Genomic DNA, 9,891 nt, shown 5'->3' with positions numbered 1-9,891 from the left:
CCGAGGCCGAACAAACCCACTACGATCACCACCGCGCCCCCGTCCGGGTCGCTCATCCAACAAACTGAGTCCCCGGACACGCCGGGGCGGTTCAGAGTGAGTCCTTGCCCCGCCACCAGGTGTCGGTCAGGCCCAGCACTTCAGGTACTGGCTCGTAGCCTTCGAGGTCCAGGGAGTCGACGGACTTGCCCGTGATTCGCGTGATGGTTTTGGCCCAGCGTCTCGCGTGGTCGGCCAGCGCCAACGATTCCACCCAGCCTTCGGTACTGGCATGCAGTGGTGCCCAACAGGAGCCATGAATCCCGAACTCGCCTCCAGGGCCGATCAAGAATCCGTAGGCCATGGACACCCGACCGTCCCCGGCCGGGATCCACCAGCCCTCTGCGGCCGAGCCCTCGGGAATGTCCGCGCCCAGGATGCGCGGGCCGCTCTCGTAGAACGGCGCCGGCGGCAACGCGAGACCGCCCCAACGGTCGTCGAAGGCCACTGCACGGTCGATCTCCGCAGCCGGGATGCCGTGCTCGATCCATGCCTCACGGAGAAGCTCGATGCTCTGCTGAGGCACAAAGAGGCCCTCCACCTCGACGAATTTCTTCGCCCTGCGGGTCAAACCAGCTGGCGCGGCCGGGATGTGCGATACGGGAGTGGCAGCCATCATGGCGAGAGAGTCTACTGGCGAGGATCGGTAGCGTCTTGAGCGGAAGCCCGCCCGCTCCGTTGCGGCCCAGGACTTGCGCTCAGGCACCAACAAGCGTGCTCAAGAGCCAACTTTCGTGCTCAGTCACCCGTGCCGCCAGGAACCGCCATAAGAAACGACGTCGAAAGACCCTCGCCCGCGTCTCCGTAGGTTCGCGGACAACCTCCTGACCGCACAGGGTTTGATGGCCTCTCAAGAGCAGTGGTAGCTGTAGATGCGCTGCTTGTCGCCTGACCGGCCTGTGGACGGGTCCATCCACAGGCCGGAGGCTGTTCAGTCGCCGAGGGCTGCTGTTGGGCTATGCCTTGGGGCCGCGGAGCGTCACGAGGAGGTTCGGTGAGTCGGGGAATGGCTGGCGGCGGCCGACGGGCCGGTAGCCCCATGCCGCGTAGAGGGCCTGGACCTGGGGAGTCGCACAGCATGGGGTCGGGAAACTTCATCCCGTTGTAGGCCAGGGAGCGCATGGACAGTCGCTCTGACGCCTGGAGAGGGGAGAGGGGGCCTCCGGATCCAGGACGAGGTCGTCGTCGCCCCGGGGGGCGCGGCTGCCAGGGTCGCCGTCGGGGAGAGGGGTTCGGGGTCGGTGGGCCACGGCGTTTCGATGTCACCGTGCTCCTCGAGAGCCGCGTACTCCTCGGCCTGCACAACGCGGTAACGGGTTTCGAGCGCCGTGAGCTCGTCGACACGCTCACGTTCCAGCCGGCCGACGGCGGCCAGCAGTGCGCGTCGCTCCTGCCTGCTCTGCGCCTCGGCCTTGGCCTGGAACCAGAGCAGGGAGTTCAGCCCGTCACGGGCTTGCTGCGGACAGCTGTGGGTGACCTCGACGACCACTCGCCACCGCCGGCCGTCGTCCTCGCTTTGCGAGGCGGCCCCGAACAGCGGGCCCCGTACCCCCAGGGCAGTGTGGCGCCTCGCCGAGGACACCAGCCGAACGCGCCACCCCCTTCAATCGTCAAGGGATGGCAAAGTATTCGGGCGCGGTGTCTGGATCGGCCTCGAATTCCTACTTGGTCCAGGTGAAGGGATTCTCACCACCCTGGAGGAACCGTGCAGCACACCGCCCCGTCCCGGCCGACCTCGGTCCGGCCGAAATGAGCCTCCCGGACCTGTCAGTCGACGAGCTCCTCGCCCAGCTCCAGGCCGTCCTGAGCGCGGCCGCGCCGTACCTCGTCGCGCTCGGCGTTCTCGGGGCGGCGGGCTTGGTGTGGTGGACGATCCGGCGCGCGGCGCTCGTCCGGGAAGCCCTTGCCGACCGGGTCCAGGTCGAGGTGATCCCGACCGCAACCTTCGACCCCGGTGAGGGAGAAGTCGGCCGCTGGGCCCGCCAGCTCGGGCGCGTTCACCACGCCGCCGACGGTGTCCCAGCCCGCGGATCCGCAGTGCGCCTGCGGTACACCGCCGTGGAGGGAAAGATGCGCTGCTACATCGAAGGCCCGGCCGCCGCGGCCGCGATCCTGAACATGCCCGGCTTCGCCGAAGTCGAGGTCCACACCCAGCACGGCCAGACCGATATCCGCCCCATCCGCTTCAACGGCCCGGGAGGAACGCCGTGACCGCCGTCATCTCCCTCGCCAGGCCGGCGCAGGCGACCGCCGCCCAGGCGAGCGCGCGCCGATACGTGCAGCGCGCCGAGCTCGCCCTGGGCCTGCCCGACTACAAAGCCCTCGCCTCCCTCGGCCTGAGCCCCGACCCGCTCCAGCAGCTGGCCGCGGCCATGGCCTCCGTGCGCACCGAGGACGGGGAGAAGGCGGAGGCGGTCTTCGACCTGGTGCCGGTCTCCCAGCGGCGCTTGGCCCGCCGCCGGCGCCGCCTGATGGCACGGGCCGCGCGCCGGGGCCCGTCCGCGTATGGCGAGCGCCTCACCGGTGGACTCGGCGGAGGCGGCTTCTGGGGCTCGATGACCTCGGCCTGGTCCGGAGGCGCCGGCGCCTCCAACCGCTCCGAGCGGATCCCGCGGCAGACCGACCTGCGCGGCGGCGTCGGCAAGCTCGAACCCAGCGCAGGCGCGGTGTTCGCCGTGCAGGTCCTGCTACGTACCGAGGCCGCCCATCCGCAACTGGCCCTGGCCCGGATGCACCAGCTGATCGCCGCCCTGTCGATGACCTCGGGGGAGAACTACCTCAAGGTCCATCGGCCCCGCAGCTGGGCGATCGGCCGGTTCGAGCACCGGTTCGCGAGCGGGGAGTTCGCGCCGATCCGCCGACAGTGGCTGACGGTGCCCGAGCTGGCCGGATGGCTCAAGCCGCCGACGGTGAAGTGCACCGCTTCCAGCGTGGTCCGCTCCGGTGGCCTGGTCCCGCCGGCCCCGGCCGACCTCCCAGTCTACACCGGGCAACGCGACCTGATCCCGCTCGGCGCCGTGGTCTACCCCGACGGCCGCGAGCGGATCGCCGCCGCCCGCGTGCAGGACCTCCTCTTCGGCCTCCAGCTCGGGAAGGCAGGCCACGGCAAGACCGAAGAGGCATTGGTCCAGTGCATCGCGATGGCGCACGCCAGCCACGGCTGCTGGTTCCTCGACCCGCACGGCGAGGGCTGGGCCCGGGCCAAGCCCTACCTCGCGCACCCGGAGATCGCAGACCGGCTCTGGGAGATCAACCTCGCCAAGGCCAACCCGGACCAGCCGGTCGTCTCCTGGAACCCCCTGTCCACGGAAGGCCGCACGCTCTCCGACGTCCAGGACATCGTGCGCTCCGTCACCGAAGGCATCGCTGCGGCGCAGGATTGGGGCGACAACGCCCCCCGCGCCCGGACCATCCTGGCCCGCGCCTCCCAGGCCCTGGCTCTGCTCAACCTCCAGGCCGTCCAGGCCGGCCACTCCGAGGCGCAGTGCACGCTCTTCCAACTGCGCACTTGGCTCACCGACGAGGACTGGCGCGAGCGGCTCCTACCCAAGCTCCCGGATCGCGTCCGCGCGTACTGGGAGACCACCTTTCCCAAGCTCGGCCCGGACGCGGTGCCCACCGTCACCTACGCCATCGACCGCCTCGACACCAGCCAGAGCCTCCAGGGCTTCTTCGGTAGCCCCCGCTCCGCCTACGACGTCCGGCACGCCATGGACACCTCGAAAGTGGTGTTCGTCTGCCCGTCCGGCAGCGAGAGCGATGCTCTGGTCAGCTGCCTCCTCATCCACGACCTGCACCGCGCCGGCCTCTCCCGGCAGGACACCCCGCGCGAGCAGCGGAAGACCTTCTGGGCCTGGGGTGATGAGCTCACCGCGCTCGACAGCAGCAGCAAGGGGTTCCTCGCCGCCATCGCTGAGCAGCTTCGAAAGTACGAGGTGAGGTTCATCGGCATGACCCAGATGGTGCTTCGGCTCTCCGCTATCACCCGTCAGGCCCTCTTGCAAAACCAGAGTTGGCTGAGTACCTGCGCCGCCGACTACGACGAGGCCGCTTTCGTCGCCAAGAGGTGGAACGGGCACGTCAGTCCGGAGACGATCACCGAGCTCCCGAAGTACCACTACGTGATGTCCGTGAACCTCAATGGCGCCAGGACCACGCCCTTCCGGGTCCGCGGTCTGCCCGTGGACGAGGTCTTCGCGCACTACGACAACCCAGCCGGCGTCCCCGCCCTCGACCGGGCGATCGACAGCAATCTCAACCGCCGTCCGCTCGGCAGCATCTTGGCCGACCTGGAAGAGCTCGACGCCGTCGTCCTTGCCCACCACACCGGCCTGCGCCCCGCCGACCCGAGCGCCGGCGACCCCACCAGCGTCATCGACTAGAAGGGAATCACCCATGCCCTACCCACAGTCCACCCCCACCGGGCTGGGCCAGATCGCCCAGCAGGCCGCCCAGGTCCTCTACCAGCACCGCCTGGTCTCCACCCGGCAGCTCCACCGACTCGTCACCCCGCACCACACCCGCACCGAGTACCTGCGCCGCCAGCTCCACACCCTCCGCCAGGCCGGCTTCGCCGAGGCGGTAGGCCGGCGCAGCACCGGTCAGACCGAGCTGCTGTGGTGGCTGACGGACAAGGGGGCCCAGGCCGTCGAGGCCGTCGGCCTGCTCCAGCAGCGCGCGTACCGGATGAGCCCGGAAGCCGCTCTGGGCCCGCTCCAGGAGCACACCCTCGCGGTGGTCGAAGCCGGAGCGGCCTTCGTCGAGCACGCCCGCCGACTCGGCCACGAGTGCGGCCCCCTGGACTGGTCACCCGAGATCGCCCACTACTACCGCGACGAAGCCCGACCGGGCGAGGAGCTGAGCCTCGTCCCGGACACCGTCCTCAACTACGTCCACATCGAGGGCAAACAGCACACCCTGCTCACCTTCTTCGTCGAGGTCGACCGCACCCAGATGACGATCGCCCGCATGGCCCAGAAGATCCACGCCTATGCCTCCTACCATGCATATACACCTCAGCTCCTATCCGCCAAGGGCGCCCGAGGACCCCGCCGCCAAGGCGCAATGCAAGCGTGGCGCAGCCGCTACCCGGTCTTCCCTCGCCTTCTACTCGCGCTGACCGGCGCCGCCGAAGACCGGCTCGCCCGCAGGATCGCCGACCTGCGCAGCCTCACCGCCAGCGACCCAGCGCTCGCCACCACCACACTCCGAGCCGGCGTCACCACCCTCGAGCAGCTCCGCACTCATGGTCCTTTCCAGCGGATCTTCACTCCCGTCCTCGGAGCAGCTGAACCGGTCGATGCCTGGCTCCGCAGCCCCGTTGCGGCGGCAGCCTGAGCGGCAAGAAATTTGCCTTCTGTCTGGCCTAGGGGCAACACGGTGCCGCGGCCTTGGTGCTGCCTTCTGCCTGAACTGACGGTGGGGATCCCCTTCAGTCGCTGTGCTCTGGCAGCAGCGACTGAAGGGGAGCGACTGTTGCGTCGCTCGGTCGCTGGGGAAAAACTGCAGGTCAGAGCGCTATTGGTCAGGCAAAGAGCGACTGAAGCGACTAAAGTTCTATATATCAGCCGTGCAGATCGTGCGTGTGCGTGTCATATATAGGTGTCTACAGTCGCTTCAGTCGCTGATCTGCATGCCTCGTAGCCCCTGACCTGGTATTTTCCCCAGCGACTAGAGGCAGCGACTGAAGCGACTCAATCGCTCCTCCAAGTCTTCAGTCGCTGGAGTCCTGGAACCGGGACGACTCGCCTAACTCCAGGTGGTCTGCCCGAACGGGCGTTTTCGCTAGGCTGTCTCCGTTGTTGAGTCGCTTCAGTCGCTATTGGGGGAACGAAATGCCTGCTGACCTGCGGGTTTCCTCCAGCGACTCAACAGTCGCTGCCACCCCTGCCTCCGCAGGATCCGACATGCTGAGTCTTGCCCGCTGGTGCGCTAGCCACGGCTGGCCTGTCCACCCACTGGCCCCCGGCAAGAAGACACCTGCCGCGAACTGCCCCACATGCCGCGAGGCTGGCCACGACCGTCGCACCTGTTCTTGCCGTGGAGAAGGCCGCTGGTGCCACGGGTTCCACGCAGCGACCCTGGACATGCACCGCATCCAACAGTGGTGGGGCCCCCGCCCACAGATGGGTGTCGCAGTCGCCTGCGGGCCAGCCGACATCGTCGTCATCGACATTGACGCCCACGCTTCCCTGCTCCCCGACAGGAACCGACTCTTGCCCGGGATCGACATTGCCGAAGACATCGACGTCTCCGCGATGACCACGGGCTTCCACACCCTCGCCGTCCTCGCAGCTCTCCGAGGCCAGGCCAGCCCTGCCGACGACACCAACACCCTCCGCGTCCGAACCCCCTCCGGCGGAATGCACGTCTGGTACCGCAACACCGACGCCCGCCGCTGGCAGTGCTCCTCAGGCTCCAGCAAGACCCGCGCACTCGCCTGGGAGGTCGACGTCCGAGCCGACGGCGGCTACATCATCGCGCCCGGCACCGTCACCGACGTAGGCGTCTACACCCCGATCGGCACTACCAGGACCCCAGCGCCACTCCCGTCCTGGCTAGCCCAGGAACTCCAGCGCACCCACCACCTGCCCGCCGCCCACGTCCCTGCTCCCCGCCCGGTGCCCGGCCGTGCTCGCCAGGCCGTCGCAGCCGCTCGGCAGAGCGGCGACCCTGTCGTCGCCACCCTGGCCACAGTTCTGACCGAAGTTGCGGACTGCGCCAGCGGTACCGAGAACACTGGCTTCTCAGAGAAACTCAACCGGGCCGCCTACACCCTCGGCGGCCTCGTGGCCGGCGGACACCTCGCCGAGAACGACGCCCAGGACGCGCTCATGCAGACCGCTAGCCATGCCCGCCCAGGCCAGGAACGTCGCGCCGAAGCCATCATCCGCAGCGGCATGACAGCCGGCGCCCGACGCCCCCTCCACCCTGGGAGCCGCCCGTGACCAGCCCCGCAGGCGGTGAGTCGAACATGCTCTTCGACTTCAACCCCCATGACCTCGCCGCGCAGATCATTGCCAAGTCGGCTCCCGTTCTGCCGCCCCAACAGAGTGGCGCTTCCAGTGCCAACCCGGTCGGCCAGGCGACCGCACACGGTCTCCTGCCCGACAGCCTCAGCGACCGCGGCAACGCCAAACTCTTCATCCGGCTCTACCAAACCGACTTCAGGCACGTCCCAGGCCTCGGCTGGTACCGCTGGGACACCACCCGCTGGCAAGTCGACGAAGACGACTCCGTCCTGTGGGCCGCCGGCGAGATCGGCGAACACCTCGCCACTACCGACCCCACCGGCGAGCATGCCGCTGAAGCCCTGCGCAAGCACCGCCGCCGATCCCTGAGCACAGCCGGGCTCAACGCCCTGCTCGCCCAGGCCAAGTCCGCGCCCGGCATGGTCCTCAGGGCCGAGCACCTAGACGCCGACCCGTACGCCCTGTGCACTCCCGCTGGCATCGTGGACCTGCGCACCGGGCTCGTCCGCATGCCTGACCCGAACAAAGACTTTCACTCCCGCTCCACGACCGTAGGCCCAGCCGTAGTACCGATCCCCAGATTCCAGCGCTTCCTGGCCGACACCTTCGGCGACGACACCGAAGGCGCCGGAATGATCGCCTTCCTGCAGCTGCTGCTCGGCTACTCCATTACCGGGGACGTCGGAGGGCAGGTGATGCCGTTCCTCTTCGGCGCCGGCAAGAACGGCAAGTCAGTCCTCCTCGACGTCCTCATGAAGCTTCTCGGCGACTACGCCGACGCTGCCCCGCCCGGCTTCCTGATGGCCCGCCCCTACGAAGGCCACCCCACCGACCTTGCCGAACTCCACGGGCGCCGTGTCGTCGTCTGCTCCGAAGTCAAGCCAGGCGACAAGTTTGACGAGGCGCGAGTCAAGCTCCTCACAGGCGGAGACCGCATCAAAGCCCGCCGCATGCGCCAAGACTTCTTCTCCTTCAACCCCACCCACAAGCTCTGGCTCCTCGGCAACCACCGCCCCGAAGTTGGCACGGGCGGCTTCGCCTTCTGGCGACGCATGCGGCTGATCCCCTTCGAACGCACCGTCTCCGACGACCGCAAGATCGACAACCTCGCCGACATCCTCGTCGCGGAGGAAGGCTCCGGAATCCTGAACTGGCTCATCGACGGAGCGCGCCGCTACCTTGCCGGCGAGAAAGACCTCACTGGCCCTGACAAGGTCCGCATCGCCACCACGGCCTACGCCGAGACCGAGGATCACACAGGTCGCTTCTTCGACGAGGCATGCATCCTGGGCCCCGACTGCCGTACCGAGCAGAAGACCCTCTACGAGGCATACCGCGCCTGGTGCAGCAGCGAAGGCTGCCTTGCCATGAGCAACCGCACCTTCGCCGCCCGAGCCCGTGAGCTTCTCGGACTTTCTTCCCCCAAAGAGATGATCTTGTCGAATTCGAGGAAGTACTACCCTGGCATCGGACTGCTCGCCCAGGAGGAGACGGCATGAGTTCCCTGATCAGCGAGAACGATCTCAAGCACGAGAACGACCTCGTCTGGCTCGAGGACATCTCCAGCCTCGACTACGTCCGCCAGAGCCTCGACCGCCTACCCACCCGCGGTGGCAAACCCACCTACCATCGCGACGGCCGAATGATCGGCTACGCAGTCCTTGCTGGCACCGCCAAGGCATCACGGGCTTCCGGCACCTTCCGACGTCGCGTCTTCTGGCTCCTACCGCACGACCGCGACACCGCGCCCGACGGCCTCTACGCCAGCTCCGCACCGGCTGAAGCCGTCGACCCCAGCACCCTTCAACCCACGGTCAAAGGTCGCAAAACAGAGCGCAGCGAAGGTGGCCCTCCGTCCACAGCCATGCGCGAACTCGGCATAAGCCTTCCTCTGTGACCTGGGTCGCGGCAGAGCCCCCAAGCGACTGGAGCGACTGAAGCGACTGAAGCTCGGGCATGAATATTGCTAAGGGGCAGCAATGCGGCAGCATGGGCGCTGCACATGCCGCAGCTGCGCAGTGCTGGCACGAGACCGCCCCGGCCACCGACAACCAGCCCGATTGCCTGACCATTTTGACAACTGCCACGGTCCGTCGCCCGTACGGCGTCGTCAGGCGATCCACTTGTTCCGTCATCGCGGTCGAACTCGCCAGCACCCCCCTGCCCGGCCACCTGGAGGTCACCGCACTGGCCGACACCGCCCCCGGCCTCGACGACGCAGCACCCGAACGCGTCGCCCACACAAGTAAGCTCGCCGACGCGGTCACCGACCTGACCTGCCACACAGCTGACCAGCGCCGCGCCCTGGCCGCGCTCGGCGCACCCACCTTCGGTACGGCACGCCTGCAGGAAGACGCTGGCGGTTCGTGGACACCCCACGTCCTCCTCGCCACCGAACTGCCAGCAGGGACCGACACCGAGGCGCTGTACGACCTGATCACAGCCCAGCCGAGGGTGGCTGGCGCGGTGGTGACGTCAACCGAGAACGCTGGCCTAGCCCCGGACCAGGGCTGGAAACTCCTCTGCGCGGGACCGGACAAGACCAGCGTCCTGCCCGGCTCCGGCCTGCCCATCAAACTCCAGGGCCTGACCGACCCACACTTCGCCAACGACATTGAGCTGCTCACTCTGTCCGCCAGCACCCCCGACGTCCCCGCAGGCAACGAGCGGCTGGAAGGCATCCTCGACCCGGACGAGAAGCCGGAAGAGGAAGCCCAGCCGGGACCAGACCCAGAGGCATCCTCGGAGGACCCGCAGGAGAGCAGCGCCGACGAACGTGCACCCGAGGGACTGTAAATCGTTCGGTGTAACTCCCGATCATGGAGGATGCATCGATGACCAGTGAGAACGTGGCCGAGGCCCAGATAGGCGAGGCGGTAGA

9 protein-coding genes are annotated in these 9,891 nt (G+C 68.1%); 7 read left to right on the top strand and 2 right to left on the bottom strand.

Annotation, left to right across the window (positions count from 1 at the left end; translation table 11 throughout):
• Nucleotides 1–91: 91 nt before the first annotated feature.
• Both ACFVZH_RS39310 and ACFVZH_RS39305 read right to left on the bottom strand, forming a co-directional pair.
• The gene (locus ACFVZH_RS39310) at nt 92–655 is read right to left on the bottom strand and encodes a hypothetical protein (protein WP_384905314.1); all 564 of its coding nucleotides are present in this window, start codon (nt 653–655) and stop codon (nt 92–94) included.
• 363 nt (nt 656–1,018) lie between these two features.
• Nucleotides 1,019–1,621 carry a DUF5954 family protein gene (locus ACFVZH_RS39305; RefSeq protein WP_384905310.1) on the bottom strand — a complete coding sequence of 201 codons (603 nt, stop codon included), beginning with the start codon at nt 1,619–1,621 and terminating at the stop codon, nt 1,019–1,021.
• A gap of 35 nt (nt 1,622–1,656) precedes the next feature.
• On the opposite strand from ACFVZH_RS39305, the gene ACFVZH_RS39300 reads away from it, so the two are divergent.
• From ACFVZH_RS39300 to ACFVZH_RS39270, 7 genes are all read left to right on the top strand, one after another.
• Nucleotides 1,657–2,250, top strand: a complete 594-nt coding sequence (locus ACFVZH_RS39300) for a hypothetical protein (RefSeq protein ID WP_384905308.1) — start codon at nt 1,657–1,659, stop codon at nt 2,248–2,250.
• The gene (locus ACFVZH_RS39295) at nt 2,247–4,421 is read left to right on the top strand and encodes an ATP/GTP-binding protein (RefSeq protein ID WP_384905306.1); all 2,175 of its coding nucleotides are present in this window, start codon (nt 2,247–2,249) and stop codon (nt 4,419–4,421) included. Before ACFVZH_RS39300 ends, ACFVZH_RS39295 begins: the two co-directional genes overlap by 4 nt.
• A gap of 13 nt (nt 4,422–4,434) precedes the next feature.
• Nucleotides 4,435–5,376, top strand: a complete 942-nt coding sequence (locus ACFVZH_RS39290; RefSeq protein WP_384905304.1) for a replication-relaxation family protein — start codon at nt 4,435–4,437, stop codon at nt 5,374–5,376.
• A 497-nt stretch (nt 5,377–5,873) separates the two neighbouring features.
• Entirely contained in the window at nt 5,874–6,986 is a 1,113-nt protein-coding gene (locus tag ACFVZH_RS39285) for a bifunctional DNA primase/polymerase (protein ID WP_384905302.1), read from the top strand.
• 26 nt (nt 6,987–7,012) lie between these two features.
• Entirely contained in the window at nt 7,013–8,509 is a 1,497-nt protein-coding gene (locus ACFVZH_RS39280; protein ID WP_384905312.1) for a phage/plasmid primase, P4 family, read from the top strand.
• Complete coding sequence (locus ACFVZH_RS39275; RefSeq protein ID WP_384905300.1) at nt 8,506–8,907, top strand: DUF6009 family protein; 402 nt, start codon at nt 8,506–8,508, stop codon at nt 8,905–8,907. The genes ACFVZH_RS39280 and ACFVZH_RS39275 overlap by 4 nt, the downstream gene beginning before the upstream one ends.
• A gap of 59 nt (nt 8,908–8,966) precedes the next feature.
• On the top strand, nt 8,967–9,806 hold the full coding sequence (locus ACFVZH_RS39270) for a hypothetical protein (RefSeq protein ID WP_384905298.1): 840 nt from the start codon (nt 8,967–8,969) through the stop codon (nt 9,804–9,806).
• Nucleotides 9,807–9,891 lie beyond the last annotated feature (85 nt).

It is taken from the genome of Streptomyces sp. NPDC059534 (genome assembly GCF_042743475.1).
In the GTDB taxonomy this organism is placed as follows: Bacteria; Actinomycetota; Actinomycetes; order Streptomycetales; family Streptomycetaceae; genus Streptomyces.
This window is presented reverse-complemented; position numbering and strand designations above follow the sequence as displayed.